Origin of the sequence: Suipraeoptans intestinalis (assembly GCF_009696485.1) — a bacterium.
GTDB classification, from domain to species: Bacteria; Bacillota; Clostridia; order Lachnospirales; family Lachnospiraceae; genus Suipraeoptans; species Suipraeoptans intestinalis.
Window position 1 is genome coordinate 221,403 of the sequence record NZ_VULY01000018.1, and the last position, 16,742, is coordinate 238,144.

Here is a 16,742-nt window from a genome sequence, read left to right on the forward strand (position 1 = left end):
TCTCTCCCTCCGTCGATCTCATTTTATTTGGACTGTTCTTTTTGAAACTTTACAAATTCCTCCAAGGGCATTTCTTTTCCTACAAACAACTCATAATTGACAGCTCCCTGCTGCAGGAGCATGCCTTTCCCGGATACCACGGTACAGCCGACTGCCTCTGCTTCTTTCAGCAGCCTGGTCATCTCCGGGTTGTATACCGTATCTGCCACCACCGTCTTCGGATCCAGCCAGGATGCGTCCACCAGAGTCTCATCCTCTCTGGGCTTCATTCCGATGATCGTAGCATTCACCAGTATATCACATTCTCTCACTGCTTTCTCTAGTTTTTCTTTCTCTTCTGTTTTTTCTACCGTAACAACACAGTCCGGACAGGTTTCTTCCAATTTTTTCTTGGTTTCCAGCGCCCTCTCAAAGAATTTCCCTTCTATTTCGAAGATTTTGATCTCCTTGACTTTTTCCAGTGCAAACTGTACCTGGATTGCAGTCGCAGCGCCTCCCGCCCCTAAAACCACCGTCTTCTTTCCTGCCACCTGGCATCCGTGATTCTGAAGATTTCGGACAAATCCCACTCCGTCTGTGATATGTCCTGTAATGACTCCGTCTTCCTGCACAAAGGTATTGCATGCTCCGATGATCTTAGCTGCGTCTGACAGTCTGTCTACCAGCCTTGCTGCCACATTTTTACAGGGCATCGTAAAATTTCCTCCCCGCATTTTCAAAAGACGGATGGTTTCAAATGCTTTTTCCATCTCCTCTTCCTTCACATCAAATGCCAGATAGGCATAGTCCAGTCCATCCTTTTCAAAGCTAAAGTTATACATGGCCGGAGATCCTGAATGTCCCACCGGCGTTCCAAATAATCCCATCAATCCTGTATGTCCGGAAATCCTTTTTTCCATTGTCTTTCTCCTTTTCTCCTATAGATTCATTGCCGCCTCATAAGCTTCTCTCGTAGCGTCCAGCGCTCTTCTGGCACGGACTGCATCTCCGATCACATAGCATTCACATCCCTGCTCTTCCAGCTGCTCTGCAAACGGATTGTAGTTCCTGAATCCCATGGAAAGGATCACCGAATCATAGCCTCTTTCCGCTTTCCTGATTCCGTCGGGCGTTTCATATTCTACTCCGTCCCGGAAGAACCTGCATACCTTCGCATTGACGATCTCCCGTATTCCATACTCATCAAAATCTTTCATCACAAACTTTCTGTGTTCGGAGATCATGTCCGCTCCCATTTTGTCCCGGAATTCTATGATGGAAACTTCATGCTGCTGTTCTCCCAGGAATGCCGCGATCTCACAGCCTACCATACCGCCGCCTACTACCAGCACCTTTTTCCCTGCCGTCCGTTTTCCGTCCAGCAGATCGGATCCGTGGATGATAGCCGGATCTTCGATTCCTTCGATAGGCAGGATCAGCGTTTTGGCGCCTGTTGCGATGATAACGGCATCTGGTTTCTGCTCCCGGATAAACTCTGAAGTTACCTCCTGATTTTTCAGGATGCGTACTCCCGCTTTTTCACACCGGACAATGTAGCTTCTTACCATATTGGTAATGTCTCCCTTTCCCGGCGGATAAGCTGCCAGCCTCATGTTGCCTCCCAGTTTTTCCGTCTGCTCGCACAGAGTGACCTGATGTCCTCTTTCCGCCGCCACAAAAGCCGCGCACAATCCGCCTACGCCGCCTCCGATCACCAGCACCTTCTTTGAAGTTTCTGCCTTCTGAAATCCATTTTCCTCGTGTCCTAAAAACGGGTTGGTCAGACAGCAGATGGGCTGTCCCTGATACATGTTGGCCACACATCCCTGAAGGCATGCAATACATGGGATCATGTCATCCAGTTTCTCCTCCTGCGCCTTCCTTGGCATGTGAGGATCTGCCAGAGACTGCCGTCCAAACGCCACCAGATCCGCTCTTCCTTCCCGGATCATCAGCTCTGCAAACTGTGGTTCTGTAAAACGCCCTACCGTAATGACCGGTATGGACACCGCCCTCTTGATTTCAGAAACCAGATCTGCTGAAAATCCACCATGAACGGCTGTGGGCGCCCACATATATTCATCCTTGATGTGAACGGCTCTGGACACATGCAGTGCATCCAGTCCGCAGTCCTCCAGATAGGCAGCGATCGCTGCGCTGTCATGTACATCCAGTCCTCCGGCCACCTCATCCGAACAGTTGATTCTTGCAAGAACAGCGATCCTATCTCCTACTTCTTTCCGGATTTCCTCAATGATCAGTCTTGGAAACCGCATTCGGTTCTCAAAGCTTCCTCCGAACTCATCCACTCTCTTATTGGTTCTGGGAGAAAGAAAGGAATTTACCAGATAACCGTGCGCCATATGGATCTCCACCGCATCGGCTCCTCCTTCCATGGCACGTCTTGCTGCCTGACCGTACCCTTTTACCAGCTGGTAAACCTCCTCTGTGGGAACCTCCACCGGCATATCCTTCCCATATACAGAAGGGATCGCCGTTGCCGCCTGAATCGGAGCACCTGCATTTTTCGCATTCCCTTCCGGTCCCGCATTCTGCAGCTGCACGGAAACCTTGGCTCCTTCTGCATGACAGGCATCCGTGATTCTTCTAAGGCTTTCAATACTGTGATCCGAATACAGACAAGGTTTCCGGGGGCCGCCTTTGGCTTTGTCGTGTACCACCGTTGCCTCTATGGTGATCAGTCCAAACTGTCCCTTTGCCCGCTCCGCATAATAAGCCTTTGACTGTTCACTCCAGGTCCCGTCCGTATTGGCAAAGTTGTTCCCCATAGGGGGAACAACAAACCTGTTCTTTACCGTCATATTTCCGATCTGAATGGGTGAAAACATTTCTTGAAACTTCATATCTATCCTCCGCTTTTGTTTGTGTTCTGTCGCATAGCCGCCCGGGTCTTGTTTCCTACTCCAGGATTTCTTTCCAGGCTTCTTCCAGCACTTTTTTCGTATTGTCAAACGTATATGCGGCTGCCTCCTTCAGACCTCTGCTTAAAATCTCATCGGAGATCACTTCCACTCCCACAGCTTTGGGATTGATGCCTGCTTCCTTGATCATCTTTACGAACCCTTTTGTATCTTTTACTCCTGTGCCCGGCGCCAATCTGTCATGCATGGATTCATCCCGCAGGATAGAAGCTGCATAAGGTCTTTCGTAAGCATCATTAATCTGGATGGAAATCACTTTTTCCGCAATTTCTTTTGTCAGGATATCATAAGACTGGTTTGCTCTTACCCAGTGCCAGGTGTCCAGGATCAGCATGGCGTTGTCACAGCCGGAGGCTTTTACCACTTCATACCCCTTTTTCAGATCCGGGATCCCGCTGTATGGCATGGGCTCTACTCCAATGATGTATTTTCCCGCTCTCTGGCAAAGCTCTTTTAGCTTCTGCGCCGTGTGTTCCACGGAATAATTTTCCATCAGTCCGCAGTTGATATGGTTTACCCCAAACAGTTCACACATATGGAAACACATCTGTTCTTTGTATTTCTGTTCGTAGGAGCGCTTCTCCTCCGCCCACTGTACAATGTATTCCACCTCTGTGACCTTCATTTCATACCGGTCCAAAATGGCCAGGATATCTTCGTCGTGAAGTCCTTCGTTCAGTGCGTCTACATAGGTTTCTGCCCGAAGTCCGATTCCTTCATAGCCCGCTTCTTTCGCAGCCGCTACCCTTTCTTCAAATTTGCACTGGTCTCCCAGGGTCCAGGAACTTAATGTGATAGGATTTTGCTTTGACATACTGATAATCTCCTTCCTTCTTTACACCGGACAGATTTCGTTTCTCTGATCCGGTCTTCATCCTTTTCATTTGTTGCCTTCATTATATTTGGTCGTTAAAATAAAAACAAATTGTTAATACTATGCAAATCCATAGATTTTATTTATATGTTATGATACAATATGAACAAATGTATAAATGAAAACTATACAAATAATCTATCATCCATATAGGAAAAGGAAGGTTTTATATGAATCTGTATCATTTGCGGTATTTTATAACACTGGCGCATTTGGAGCACTATACACAGGCCGCCGAACGTCTTTCCATTACCCAGCCAAGTCTCAGCCATGCCATCTCTGCTCTGGAAGGAGAGCTGGGGGTAAAATTGTTTGAAAAAGACGGGCGAAACATCGTTCTCACCCGATGCGGCCGCGCTTTTCTTGCCGATGTGGAACAGGCTCTTCACATGCTGGATTCCTCTGTTAATAAGCTGCAGCTGACAGGGATTGGGGAAGGACGGATCGACCTGGTGCAGATCCGGGCCGTCAGCACCCTGATCGTCCCTGCTCTTGTAAAAGGATTTCTGGAAAAAAGCCAGCACAATCAGGTAGATTTTCACTTTCACAGCTCCACCGGTCTGACTCCCGATATGATCCAGGGATTAAAGGACCGAAAATATGATATTGCATTTTGCTCCTACATGGAAAACGAACCCCTGATAGATTTCGTGCCTATTGCACGCCAGGAGCTGGTTATGATCGTCCCTGAGGGACACCCTCTGGAAATCAGAGAGAGCATCGATCTGAAAGATACCCTCTCCTACACCCAGATCGGCTTTTCCAAAAGGAGCGGACTTTATCCCATCATCAAAAAGTTATTTGACAAGTGTGGAGGGCAGCCTCGTATTGCCTATACAGTGGAGGAAGATCAGTCGGTTGCCGGTCTGGTGGGCGCCGGATTCGGGATCGCCGTCGTTCCCAATATGCCTATTCTGGACTACCTGCCGGTAAAAGCGATTCCCATTACGAAACCTTCCTGGGAAAGAATTTTTTACATGGCTACTTTAAAAAATGTATATCATCCGCCTCTGGTCCATTCTTTTACCTCCTATGTCAAGCAGATATCAGAAGTCACCCTCTCTTCCTGACCGGAAAAGAACACAAAAAAGGAAGCGCCTCCTTCTCACCTGTTTCAGATGATTTCGCAGTGCTTCCTTTTTTCTTTTGTTTTTCTCATTCTTTTCTAAAGTACTTTCTGACTTCTCCCAGGTAGTACAAGGATCCAAACACACAGAGAACTTCTGTTGCTTTTGTCTCCATGATCCCTTTTTCTACCGCCGCCAGCCAGTGCTCAAAAAACTGTGCTTTCTTTCCCTGCTTCCGGATCCACTCTGCCAGAAGCTTGCCGTCCAGCCCTCTGTTCGTCGGCACGGTCAGTGTATAAAAGCATTCTCCCATTTCCAACAGGGGAGACAGCATTTCCTGCCAGTCTTTATCTTCCAGTACTCCTACAACAAACCGGATCTTTCGCCCGGGGGCCACTCTTTTCAGGCTGTCTGCCATCGCCCTGACGCCGGCTTCGTTGTGGCTTCCGTCCAGGATCACCCAGGGATCCTCCTGTACTTTCTCAAATCTTACCCTCCAGCTTGTGCGAAGCAGCCCGGATCTTATCGTCCTTTCGGAGATTCCGGGATATTCTTCCTGTAAAAGAGACGCTGCCGCAAGTGCCAGCATAGCGTTTTCTATCTGACAGCTCCCCAGCATGGAAATCTGATAGCGCTTTCCCTCCGGCGTCTCAAAGAGCTGTCCTGTTTCTGTCTGCTCTATCCTTGTCCCTTGGGAGGACCAATACAGCTTTGCTCCTGTTTCCCGGCATCTTTCCTGTAGGACCGCCTTTGCCGCTTCCTCCTGGCAGGCGGATAAGACTCTTCCCTTTTTCTTGATGATCCCCGCCTTCACAGTAGCGATTTCCCCAATGGATTCTCCCAGCATCTGTACATGATCTCTACTGATGGAGGTCAGAACCGCCAGTTTGGGAGTCGGGATTACGTTGGTGGCGTCTGAAGCGCCTCCCAGCCCTGTTTCCAACAATACCAGATCGCAGGCTTCCCTTTGAAACCACAAAAAAGCCGCTGCTGTATATAGTTCAAATTCTGAGGGAAATAAACCGGTTTCTCTCTTTAAGAGTTCAGACTCCCGGATCACTTCCGACAAGCAAAAGGCAAGCATTTCCGGCGTGATCTCCTTTTCTCCTATCCGGAACATTTCTTCTTTTCTACAAAGAAAAGGGGAAGTAAAGACTCCGGTCCGGATCCCGCTGTCAGTCAGGATACTGTTTAAAAATGCAATAACAGATCCTTTTCCGTTGGTTCCCGCCACATGAACGATCTTCAGATGTTTGTGTGGATTCCCCAGTCTTTCAAGGAGCCTTTCTAGCGCTTCCAGGGAAAAAGGCTTTTTCCCCTGTGCTTTCGGCGAAAATCCGGGAAGTTTTTCTAAATATTCTTCAACTTGTCTGGGATTCATTCGTCTTCCTTTCAAATCTGGAAAACATCCCTGTTTTCTCCAGAAGCTTTAACAATGCCAGGATCATGGCGATAAAAATCGGCAATAGGATCAGTTCTTTTGTGATCCTCCCGGCTAAAATAGGTACAAATCCCTTGTGGTACAACATGGTCAGCCAATAACTGTTCAGCAGGATGCTGACGACCACTGTCCTAATCGTCATAGCCCCGGTGACCCGTAGCCAGGTTGCTTTCTTTTTGTACAAAAGCAGTCCGAAGATTACCCCGGAAATCGCCGCACTGACGGTAAAGCCCGGAAAAAAAGGACCTGTCGGCTTTAGCAGATACCCTCCCACATCTGAGAGGATCCCCACCACCGCCGCCACCGCCGGCCCGAACATGGCGCCTGAAACAGCGATGGGCAGCACCGCAAACCGGATCTCAAGGGTGGGGGACAAGGGAATCTTGAAAAACCCCAGGATCACTGCAATTGCTGCAAGCATAGCTGCAGCGGTCAATACCTGCACATTTTTAAATTTTGACATAAACATACCTCCTTTGCAGTTCCTTCACTACATCGGAGGCAATTCCGGCAAAGCCGGTTATCTACTATGCATCGTGACGTAGCAGCGGGATGCGACTATGATACCGCAAAAGCTTTCGCCATTTTCGTCCCGGTGTCAACTCCCTGTACACCGGGCACTTAACGCATCATAATCTACTCTGCACACTTCTTTTTTTCGTTACACCTAGACAATAACAGACTTCCTCTTCTTTTTCAAGTCATTTATGTTTCGCTGGCTGTCATCTTTCTGTCCGTTGCCGAAAGAAAGGTCTCTGCCGGGATATTACGCGGTTCCACCGTATTTTCGTCTATTTCGGCTTTACCCTGCTTCTTTCGTTTCGGTACTGGATGGGTGTCATATGAAACTCCCGCCGGAACAGTCTGTTAAAATGTTCTACATTCTGATAGCCCACTGAACCGGAAATCGATTCTACCGTCATATTGCTTTCCCGGAGCATGGCCTTTGCCTGGTCCATCCGCAGCTCTCTTACCAGTTCTCCGAAGGTAGACCCTGATTTTTCCCGGATATACTTGGAAATATACGGCTTGGACAGAAAAAACCGTTCCGAAAGAGAATCCAGGCTCACCTTCTTATAATTTGCCCGGATATAATTCATCATCTCATTCATCCGCGCGTCCTGACTGATCTCTTTTCCTGCGATCCCGGAAATCTTATTGACCGCCACAGTAAGCGCCGCTTCGGAAGCCTTGATGATATCGGAATCGATACCGGTTCCCCAAAACAGCTTTCCTTGGTAGGTAATGGCAACGTAGGCCACCGCCTTGGAAGCGGAGCCCTTGGTGAGAGAATGCTCCTCGTAGAAGGTCAGCTCATAGGCCACGCCAAAATACTGCTTAAAGGCGTTGCTGATGGCATCCAGCCGCCCGTTTCCGGCCGCCGTGATCTTTTTGACGCTGCCGTCATGGTGAATGGTCACATGCGCCGTCATTCCATTTCCACTTTCAAACTCGCAATCTATCACGTGAAAGACAGGCTTTGCCGAAATATAATGCTCCTCAAAAATCTGATAGATCCATTCCGGCGACAACTCCTGATGAGCCTTGTCCGACACATCCTTGATCAGGTATCCCACCTCTTCCCGCATTGCCTTTGGAAGATTGATCCCGTAGCTTTGTTTCAGGATATAATTCACTCCGCCCTTTCCGGACTGGCTGTTGATCCGGATCACGTCAGAATCGTACTTTCTTCCCACATCCCTGGGATCTATGGGAAGGTACGGAACCGTCCACTTCTCGCTCTTGCTCTCCTCCCGGCAGACCATTCCTTTTGCAATGGCATCCTGATGCGATCCGGAAAAAGCGGTAAAGACCAGATCCCCTGCGTAGGGCTGTCTTTCATAAACGTGCATTCCCGTAAATTTTTCATAGTTTTCGCGGATCATTCTCATATCCGAAAAATCCAGTCCCGGATCTATCCCGTGCGAATACAGGTTCATAGCCAGCGTTACCAGATCTACATTTCCGGTCCGTTCTCCGTTTCCAAACAAGGTCCCTTCGATCCTGTCTGCTCCCGCCAGGATTCCCAGTTCCGCAGTGGCTACCGCGCAGCCGCGGTCATTATGGGGATGCAAAGACAACACCACATGATCTCTGTACTTCAAATGCTTATGCACATACTCCATCTGGCAGGCAAATACATGAGGGATGGCATTTTCCACCGTAGTCGGGATATTGATGATGGCAGGCTTTGTAAGGTCCGGTCTCCATACGTCCAGTACCGCATTACAGACCTCCACCGCATACTCCACCTCTGTCCCGGAAAAGCTTTCCGGACTGTATTCAAATGTAAAGCTGCCTTCTGTCTCTTTTGCCAGATCCTTCAGAAGCTTTGCCCCCTGCACTGCAATTTCCTTGATCTCCTCCTTGCTTTTTCGAAATACCTGCTCTCTTTGTGCCACTGAGGTGGAATTGTACAGATGGATCACCGCATGAGGAGCTCCTTTCACCGCTTCAAACGTTCTGCGGATAATATGCTCCCTGGCCTGGGTCAGTACCTGTACCGTCACGTCCTCCGGTATCATATCCCGTTCGATCAAAGCCCGCATAAACTGATATTCTGTCTCCGAGGCTGCCGGAAATCCCACTTCGATCTCTTTCAGCCCGATATTCACCAGCATCTGAAAGAACTCCAACTTCTCCTCCAGACTCATCGGCTCCACCAGCGCCTGATTCCCGTCCCGCAGATCGACGCTGCACCAGATGGGAGGCGTCTTGATCTGTTCCTTTTTCACCCAGTCGTAGGTTACTTTGGGAGGCATAAAGTAGGTCTTTTCGTATTTTTGAACATGCTGCATGGTATTCTCCTCCTGATAGGTCTTGTAATATTTATCAATTTTTTTTGCTTTTTTTAACAATTTTATCCTATCACAGAATATCTTAAATGGGAAGTGATATTTCATCTCTTTATTTGATTTATTTTAACTATTTTTTTCTCATTGCCTCTTATCTCCGGCAGAATCCCGCCATTTTTTATTTAGCAACCGCAACAGCTATTTCAGAAAAGACTGTGCGGTTGCATTCTCCCTACAATGTTTTAAGGCTCAAGGGATCGTTTTTTCGTGATCACAACGGTTTCCTCATAGCAGCTGAATATGGCGTCCACCTGACTTTTTTCCGGCTTCTTTGTCAAAAGACTGACTGCCGGAACCAGGACCAATCCCAGTATCATGGCGAAAGCGCCTGCATTAATGGGGGAAGGGATGACCGGAACAAACAAATTTCCCACGGTAAATCCTACTCCGGAAAGGAAGCCTGCCCAGACGCCCTGTACCGTCACTCTCTTCCAGTACAACCCATAGAGGAACGGAGCCAGAAATGCTCCCGCCAGCGCCCCCCAGGAAATTCCCATCATCTGCGCGATAAACGCCGGAGGATGCAAAGCAAAAACCACCGATATTCCGATGAACAGAACGATGCAGATCTGCATGGTCAATACCTGTTTCTTTTCGCTCATTTCTTTCCAGATACTCTCCTTCAGAAAATCCAGCGTCAGTGTAGAACTGGAGGTCAGTACCAGAGAAGCCAGTGTGGACATGGACGCCGATAAAACCAGCACCACCACGATCCCGATCAGAACATCCGGCAGAGAAGAAAGCATATGAGGGATCACGCTGTCAAATATCACTTCTCCCGTTTTGCTTCGAATCTCCGATCCGTCAAACAACCTTCCGAATCCACCCAAAAAGTAGCAACCTCCCGCTACTATAACGGCAAATAAAGTAGAGATCACGGTTCCTGTATTAATAGATTTTTCGTCCTTAATGGCATAAAATTTCCCCACCATCTGAGGAAGTCCCCAGGTTCCAAGAGAAGTAAGGATTACAACTCCCGCCAGATTAACCGGATCCGGTCCGAAAAATGAAGCAAAGGCTCCCTTCTGTCCCAGGGTAACCGGAATATCACTGGACAGTTCCGACAGCTGTTTTACCGCTTCCAAAAATCCTCCCTGTCCTTTCAATACCGCCAGGATCACTGCCACAATTCCTGCCAGCATAATGATCCCCTGGATCAGGTCATTGATCGCCGTCGCCATGTATCCGCCCAGGATCACATACACTCCGGTAAATACTGCCATGGCCACCACACAGTAGGTGTAGGGGATGTGAAAAGCCATTCCAAACAGCCTGGACAGTCCGTTATAGATCGATGCTGTGTAAGGGATCAAAAAGCAAAAGACGATAGCGGAAGCCGCAAGCTTTAAGCCCTTATTTCCGTATCTCTTCTCAAAAAATTCCGGCATGGTCCGGGTTTTCAGATGCTGGCTCATAACCCGGGTCCTTCTTCCCAGGATCACCCAGGCCAAAAGGCTGCCGATCAAAGCGTTTCCTATTCCGATCCAGGTGGAAGACAATCCGTACTTCCATCCAAACTGGCCTGCATATCCAACGAAGACAACAGCGGAAAAATAAGAGGTGCCGTAAGCAAAGGCTGTCAGCCAGGGGCCTGCTTTCCTTCCTCCCAGCACAAAACCGTCCACACTGCTGCTATGCTTTCTTGCATAGACTCCAACCACCGTCATACTGGCAAAAAACAGAACAAGCATTATTATCTTAATTTCCACACTCTCATCTCCCTTCTTTCCTGTTCTTCTTCCTTCTTGTTACGTTTCATTCCTGTTCCCTTTAGCTTGATTTTCACTTGAAAGCGTTACGCTTTAAACCGTTGCGCTTTAAACTATTAAAGTAAGCTTGTATCAATTTACCACACATTTTTCTGTCTGTCAACACAGAAACTCTTTTTATGTGAGAAAAATTCTGTGTGGAAAAATTCTGTGAAAAGGATTCTGCACTACAGAATTCCTGCTGTTCTCTGAAATAAAACAACAGAGGAGGCAGCCTTCTCGGCACTCTTCCCCCTCTGTCTTTCTGTGTTTGACCGGTCCGGCCACTTAGGATCCCACCCGTTATTTCATACTCTGCACTCTGTCCTGCACCTTTTTCTGGAAATTCTCCACTCTTCGACTATAGCCTTCTTCCATATACCTGGAATGCAGCATAAAATCAGCAGTAGCCAGATTATTGGCGATGGGAATGTCGTACACCACCGCGATCCGCAGCAAGGCTTTTACATCCGGGTCATGGGGCTGTGCCTCCAACGGGTCCCACAAAAAGATCATAAAGTCAATCTGTCCTTCTACGATCTTGGCGCCGATCTGCTGATCTCCTCCCAGCGGTCCGCTGTTATACCCCTTTACCGGCAGTCCTGTCCTCTCTGCGATCAGCCTGGCCGTCGTTCCTGTTCCACACAAAAAATGTGCCTTTAATATTTCTTTGTTATGGTCGCACCATTCCACCAGTTCTTTTTTCTTCCCATCATGGGCTACCAGAGCAATGTGCTTCGTCTTTCCGATCTCAAATGTTACATAGTCTTCCTGCAGCATAAAAGTCCCTCCTTTTTTCACCGCTTTGGCACAGTCTTCTGCTTTGATGGATCTTTATCACTTTTTTATGACGCATCTGTTACTTCCCTAACGCTTTTGGGCCACTTCTCCCTGTTTTTTGTAAATACTGCCAGCCGGAACACATCCTCTCACACTGGACAGGGGATAAATATTCGTTCCTTTTCCCACTACGCTTCCCGGATTCAGCACCGTTCCGCATCCCACTTCCACATTATCTCCCAGCATCGCTCCAAACTTTTTCAGTCCGGTCTCCATCTGTTCTTCCCCGTTTTTTACTACCACAAGACTTTTATCGGATTTTACATTGGAAGTAATGGATCCTGCCCCCATATGGGCGCGGTATCCCAAAATAGAGTCTCCCACATAGTTATAATGGGGAACCTGAACCCGGTTAAACAAAATCACATTTTTCAGCTCCGTAGAATTTCCCACTACGGCTCCTTCTCCCACCAAAACTTTTCCTCTGATAAAAGCACAGTGACGGATCTCCGCCTCTTTTCCTATAATGGCGGGACCTGTAATACTTGCCGTCGGCGCCACCTTCGCCGATCTGGCGATCCAAACGTCCTCTTTGACCCTTTCATACTCTTCTGCAGAAAGAGTCTCTCCCAAACGGCAGATAAACTCTCCGATCCCCGGAAGGGCTTCCCACGGATACGTCACCGTTTCCAGAAACGTCCTTGCCAGCGTCTCCTCTAGGTTGTACATCTCTCTTATCTGAAATTCTTTCATAATGATCCCCTTTCTTCTGTCTTCGGAGGCAGCCTGCTTTCCTAAAGCCTGTACCTCTTATGCATCTGCTGCCGCCTGTTTCTCTTCTGCTTCTTTTCCAGACGCCCTTTTCCGGGCGCTTCTTTTATGGCTGGCGCCGTTTTCCTGATAGATCTTCTGTACCTGCGCGTATTGTCTCTGAAGCTGAGCCCCATTGTGCAACTGCTTTACCACATTGGTCCGCCGACTGATAAATTCCTTCAGCTTTCTGTCGTATTCCTCCGCTGAGATCTCCCCGTTTGCCACATAGTTCAGTCCCTTCTCCCAACTGGCCGTCAGATCCGGATTCAGCATGGGCGGAATCGACATCCTCACGACGTCATGGATCATCTCTCCCATCATGGTGGGTGTTACGATCTGTGTCTTTTTGTTGAGAGCAAGATATTTGATGTGGAACAGCTTTTTTAAGATCTCTCCTCTGGTAGCGCTGGTGCCGATTCCACTCCCTTTGATCTGTGCCCGAAGCTCCTCATCCTCGATCAATTGTCCTGCATTCTCCATCGCAAGGATCAAAGAACCGGAACTATATCGCTTGGGAGGAGACGTCTTTCCTTCTTTCAGATAGATATCCTCCACCGGCAGTCTGCTTCCTTTTTTCAGGCTGTTCCATTTTGCAAAACGACCGGCCTGTTCCTGCTGGGCATCTTCCGTCTCTTTGCTTCCCACCTTCAGATATCCCTCTTTTTCCAGGACTTTCACAGAAGCCGAAAACTGCTCTTTCCCCACCGCAAAAGCAACTGACAGTTTGTTGTATACTGCTGCCGGATAGAAAATGCTTAGAAAACGAAAAACGATCAGTCTGTAAATATCCCTGGTGATCCCGGAGGTCCGTCCCAGGGCAGAAAGTCCCTGTCCTGTGGGAATGATGGCGTAGTGGTCTGTGATCTGCTTATCGTTGACATATCTGGTTTTCGCCAGGTTTTTATGGGAATTCATGGCAACGATCTCCTGCAGGAAAGGAACTGCTTCCTCATATCCCATCAACCCGTTCAGATTCTTGTGGATCTCCTTGGCTACGGCTGCAGACAATACTCTTGCATCCGTCCTCGGATAGGTGATCAGTTTCTTTTCGTACAGCTCCTGCGCCACCTTCAGCGTCTCATCCGGACTGATCTTGAACCTTTTGGAGCATTCGTTTTGAAGCTCCGCCAGATTATACAGCAGGGGCGGGTTCTTTTTTTCCTTCTTTTTTTCTATTCTTGTGATCGCCGCTTCCAGCGGCTCTGTCTTTTTCAGGATCCGGCAAAATTCCAGGCCGTCTTCTTCCTTTAAAAATCCAATCTCCTTGTAAAGACCCGGCGCTTCGTACCAGTCGGATCCTTCCGACACCTTCCACTCTCCCTCCAGATCCAGATCCTGCAGCTTTGCCAGTGGTTTGTAAAAAATGGTTTCCTGAAACTCTCGGATCTCTCTTTCCCTTCTGACTACCATCCCCAATACGCAGGTCATGACCCTTCCCACAGAAATGACCGTATATTTCCGATTCAGGTATCCGGAGATCCCACGGCCGTACTCCAGCGTTAAAAGCCGCGAAAAATTGATCCCCATCAGATAATCTTCTTTGGCTCTCAGATAGGCGGAAGCCGACAGATTGTCATATTCTGACAGATCTTTCGCCTCCCGGATCCCTCTTCGGATCTCTTCTTCCGTCTGGGAATCGATCCACACCCGCTTTCTGGTTTTGCCCCTGACATCTGCCTGCTGTTCTACCAGGCGGTAAATATATTCCCCTTCCCGTCCCGAGTCCGTACAGACGTAGATACAGTCTACATCCGCCCGGTTCAAAAGTCCGGAAACGACGCGAAACTGCTTGGAAACAGCCGGAATCACCTCATACAAGAAAGTATCCGGTAAAAAGGGAAGCGTTTCCATACTCCATTTTTTGTATTGCTCTCCGTAGGCCTCCGGATAGCTCATGGTCACCAGATGACCTACGCACCAGGTAACGATCGCCTCTTCTGATTCCAGATATCCGTCCTGCTTTCTTGCTTTTATGTGCAGCACCTTTGCAAACTCCTGCGCCACACTGGGCTTCTCCGCAATATAGAGTGCCTTCCCCATTCAGATCCCCCTATCTTTTCCAAAACCTCTTCCACCACGGCAGTTTCTTTTTTTGTGGCCGTTCTTCCATCGCACGATCCATAAATACCTGCTGAGAATCCACCAGAGCGGCCGCCTCCTGCTTTTTCTTCAGGCTTCCGTCCATCTGCATCACCCGCGCTTTGACATTGTCCGACAGCATCACTTTCAGATACCCGCCGATCTGCTGTCTGATCTCCTGATCCAGGATCGGGCAGGTGACCTCCACCCGCTTCTGCGTATTTCTGGTCATCATATCTCCCGATCCGATATAGATCCTCTGGCAATCCCCTTCTCCAAAGGAATAGATCCGGGGATGTTCCAAAAACCGGCCCACGATGGACGTTACCCGTATATTGTCCGTATGTCCCGGAACGCCGGGCAGGATACAGCAGATCCCTCTCACCAGCAGGTCCACACTGACTCCGGCCCGGGAAGCTTTTTCCAGCTTTTTCATACAATCTACATCCGTCAGAGAATTCATCTTCATAATGATCCTTCCCCGACTGCCCTTTTCGATCTCCCGGTCCATCTCATCCAGGATCCTGTTTTTAAAGCCAAAGGGCGCTACTAAGAGTTCCCGGTAATCCCCCTTCAGGTTTCCCGTCGCCATGTTATTGAAAAACTCCGCCCCGTCCCGTCCGATCCGGGAATCTGCCGTCATCAGAGACAGATCCGTATACATGGCGGCTGTTTTCTCATTATAATTTCCCGTTCCGATCTGCGTGATGTACTGTATCTCTCCCTTGTTTCTGTATGTGATCAGACAGATCTTGGAATGCACTTTAAAGTCCTCAAATCCGTAGATTACCCGACACCCTGCCTCCTCCAGGCGTTCTGACCAGTCAATATTGTTCTGCTCGTCAAACCTGGCACGAAGCTCGATCAGCGTCGTCACTTCCTTGCCATTTTCCGCCGCCGCACACAGATATTCTACCAGCTTCGCCTTTTTTGCCAGACGATAGATGGTGATCTTTATGGTCATAACGCTGGGGTCATAGGCCGCCTCCTTGATCAGACGGAGAAACGGCTCCATACTGTCATAAGGATAAAACAGCAACACGTCTTTTTTTCTGATCTGACACATCATGCTGCCCGGTTCTACCTGCTTGCTGGGCTGCGGAGAAAAAGGCGGATATACAAAGGTCTTTCTCATCTCCTCCGGCAGTTTCTCACTTAGGGCAAATACATAGTCCAGCTTCATGGGCATCTTAGTCCGGAAGATCTGCCTGGGTGTGATCTTAAATTTCTGGCAGAAGAACTGCTCCATCTCCGGCTGCAGCTTTTCTGCCGTCTCCAGCCGCACCACAGCCATCCGCTTTCTTTTCGGCAGGGCTTTTCTCATCTGTTTCCGGAAATCCTCCGTTACGTCCATCGCTTCGTCTTCCGGCGAGATATCCGCATTTCTGGTGACGCAGATATAATTGGCTTCCGACACCTCATATGGCTCGAACACGGTGTCCAGATATTCCATGATCACCTTCTCTACCCGGATGTACCGCAGATCCTGCCCCGGAAGGTAGAGGATCTCCGATACGAAAGCAGGAACGGGAACGATCCCCTTCAAAAGCTTTTCCTTTCCGCCTTTCGTCATCTTCAAACTGGCGATCACATACAGCTCCTTATTGACCAAATGTGGGAACGGATGGTTGGCATCAATGATTTGGGGAGACAGCAGGGGAAGAATCTGTTCTTTAAACTGTTTTTTTACATATTTTCTTTCCTGCTGCTTCAATTCTTTAATATCCAGGCCACAAATCCCAAACGGATTTAATTCTTTTTTGATCTCTGCATATACCCTGTCTCTTTCTTTATAGAGAGGCGCTGCTTCCTCAAAAATCCTTTCCAGCTGCTGGGATGCCGTCAGCCCGGATCTGATATCCCGATTCTTTTTGTCTGTCTGGGCCACATCAAACAGGCTACCCACCCGGATCATAAAAAACTCATCGAAATTGCTGGTAAAGATCGCCACAAACTTTAATCGTTCCAAAAGAGGCACCCTCGTATCTTTTGCCTCTTCCAGCACTCTTTGATTGAATCGCAGCCAAGATAGTTCTCTGTTTTGTGCGTACAGCTGAATTTCTTCTGCCATGTTATCCCATCCCCATTTATCCTGCTTGTTGTCTGTATCGTGTGTTTCCGCCTGTTCTTCCCAGATCCGTATTTCTCTCTCTTATCTGCTTCC

12 protein-coding genes and 1 riboswitch are annotated in these 16,742 nt (G+C 48.5%); of the genes, 1 reads left to right on the forward strand and 11 read right to left on the reverse strand.

Going from position 1 to position 16,742, the window contains the following annotated elements:
* Window positions 1-23 precede the first annotated feature (23 nt).
* Genes aroE through FYJ34_RS01780 form a run of 3 tightly spaced genes read right to left on the reverse strand, consistent with a single transcriptional unit; the run spans window position 24 to window position 3,735 of the window.
* Window positions 24-899, reverse strand: a complete 876-nt coding sequence (gene aroE, locus FYJ34_RS01770; RefSeq protein WP_154475711.1) for a shikimate dehydrogenase — start codon at window positions 897-899, stop codon at window positions 24-26.
* An 18-nt stretch (window positions 900-917) separates the two neighbouring features.
* On the reverse strand, window positions 918-2,843 hold the full coding sequence (locus FYJ34_RS01775) for an oxidoreductase (RefSeq protein WP_154475713.1): 1,926 nt from the start codon (window positions 2,841-2,843) through the stop codon (window positions 918-920).
* Between the two features lie 55 nt (window positions 2,844-2,898).
* The gene (locus FYJ34_RS01780) at window positions 2,899-3,735 is read right to left on the reverse strand and encodes a sugar phosphate isomerase/epimerase family protein (protein WP_154475715.1); all 837 of its coding nucleotides are present in this window, start codon (window positions 3,733-3,735) and stop codon (window positions 2,899-2,901) included.
* 230 nt (window positions 3,736-3,965) lie between these two features.
* Between FYJ34_RS01780 and FYJ34_RS01785 the strand changes: the two genes are divergently transcribed.
* Window positions 3,966-4,865, forward strand: coding sequence for a LysR family transcriptional regulator (locus FYJ34_RS01785; RefSeq protein ID WP_154475717.1), 900 nt, complete (start codon window positions 3,966-3,968; stop codon window positions 4,863-4,865).
* Window positions 4,866-4,950: 85 nt separating this feature from the next.
* Here FYJ34_RS01785 and FYJ34_RS01790 read toward each other — a convergent pair whose 3' ends face one another.
* The 8 genes from FYJ34_RS01790 to ppk1 all read right to left on the reverse strand — a co-directional run bounded on the left by FYJ34_RS01790 (window position 4,951) and on the right by ppk1 (window position 16,649).
* Window positions 4,951-6,243 (reverse strand): bifunctional folylpolyglutamate synthase/dihydrofolate synthase, encoded by a 1,293-nt coding sequence (locus tag FYJ34_RS01790; RefSeq protein ID WP_154475719.1) that lies wholly within the window; start codon window positions 6,241-6,243, stop codon window positions 4,951-4,953.
* Window positions 6,224-6,766: a folate family ECF transporter S component gene (locus FYJ34_RS01795; RefSeq protein WP_154475721.1), complete on the reverse strand. Its 543-nt coding sequence runs from the start codon at window positions 6,764-6,766 to the stop codon at window positions 6,224-6,226. The genes FYJ34_RS01790 and FYJ34_RS01795 overlap by 20 nt, the downstream gene beginning before the upstream one ends.
* Window positions 6,767-6,846: 80 nt before the next feature.
* Window positions 6,847-6,949, reverse strand: a riboswitch (THF riboswitch).
* Window positions 6,950-7,094: 145 nt separating this feature from the next.
* Entirely contained in the window at window positions 7,095-9,101 is a 2,007-nt protein-coding gene (locus tag FYJ34_RS01800) for a 2-isopropylmalate synthase (RefSeq protein ID WP_154475723.1), read from the reverse strand.
* Window positions 9,102-9,340: 239 nt separating this feature from the next.
* Window positions 9,341-10,867 (reverse strand): sodium:solute symporter family protein, encoded by a 1,527-nt coding sequence (locus FYJ34_RS01805; protein WP_330582498.1) that lies wholly within the window; start codon window positions 10,865-10,867, stop codon window positions 9,341-9,343.
* Between the two features lie 342 nt (window positions 10,868-11,209).
* Entirely contained in the window at window positions 11,210-11,686 is a 477-nt protein-coding gene (locus FYJ34_RS01810; RefSeq protein ID WP_154475725.1) for a methylglyoxal synthase, read from the reverse strand.
* Window positions 11,687-11,773: 87 nt separating this feature from the next.
* Window positions 11,774-12,439 (reverse strand): acyltransferase, encoded by a 666-nt coding sequence (locus FYJ34_RS01815; protein ID WP_154475727.1) that lies wholly within the window; start codon window positions 12,437-12,439, stop codon window positions 11,774-11,776.
* Window positions 12,440-12,496: 57 nt separating this feature from the next.
* Window positions 12,497-14,539, reverse strand: a complete 2,043-nt coding sequence (locus FYJ34_RS01820; RefSeq protein ID WP_154475729.1) for a DNA topoisomerase — start codon at window positions 14,537-14,539, stop codon at window positions 12,497-12,499.
* 10 nt (window positions 14,540-14,549) lie between these two features.
* Window positions 14,550-16,649 carry a polyphosphate kinase 1 gene (gene ppk1 / locus FYJ34_RS01825; protein ID WP_154475731.1) on the reverse strand — a complete coding sequence of 700 codons (2,100 nt, stop codon included), beginning with the start codon at window positions 16,647-16,649 and terminating at the stop codon, window positions 14,550-14,552.
* Window positions 16,650-16,742: the final 93 nt, after the last annotated feature.

Bases quoted from the DNA above. Each gene is read 5' to 3' on its own strand.
- aroE (WP_154475711.1), bottom strand. From the start codon at position 899: ATGGAAAAAAGGATTTCCGGACATACAGGATTGATGGGATTATTTGGA.
- FYJ34_RS01775 (WP_154475713.1), bottom strand. From the start codon at position 2,843: ATGAAGTTTCAAGAAATGTTTTCACCCATTCAGATCGGAAATATGACG.
- FYJ34_RS01780 (WP_154475715.1), bottom strand. From the start codon at position 3,735: ATGTCAAAGCAAAATCCTATCACATTAAGTTCCTGGACCCTGGGAGAC.
- FYJ34_RS01785 (WP_154475717.1), top strand. From the start codon at position 3,966: ATGAATCTGTATCATTTGCGGTATTTTATAACACTGGCGCATTTGGAG.
- FYJ34_RS01790 (WP_154475719.1), bottom strand. From the start codon at position 6,243: ATGAATCCCAGACAAGTTGAAGAATATTTAGAAAAACTTCCCGGATTT.
- FYJ34_RS01795 (WP_154475721.1), bottom strand. From the start codon at position 6,766: ATGTCAAAATTTAAAAATGTGCAGGTATTGACCGCTGCAGCTATGCTT.
- FYJ34_RS01800 (WP_154475723.1), bottom strand. From the start codon at position 9,101: ATGCAGCATGTTCAAAAATACGAAAAGACCTACTTTATGCCTCCCAAA.
- FYJ34_RS01810 (WP_154475725.1), bottom strand. From the start codon at position 11,686: ATGCTGCAGGAAGACTATGTAACATTTGAGATCGGAAAGACGAAGCAC.
- FYJ34_RS01815 (WP_154475727.1), bottom strand. From the start codon at position 12,439: ATGAAAGAATTTCAGATAAGAGAGATGTACAACCTAGAGGAGACGCTG.
- FYJ34_RS01820 (WP_154475729.1), bottom strand. From the start codon at position 14,539: ATGGGGAAGGCACTCTATATTGCGGAGAAGCCCAGTGTGGCGCAGGAG.
- ppk1 (WP_154475731.1), bottom strand. From the start codon at position 16,649: ATGGCAGAAGAAATTCAGCTGTACGCACAAAACAGAGAACTATCTTGG.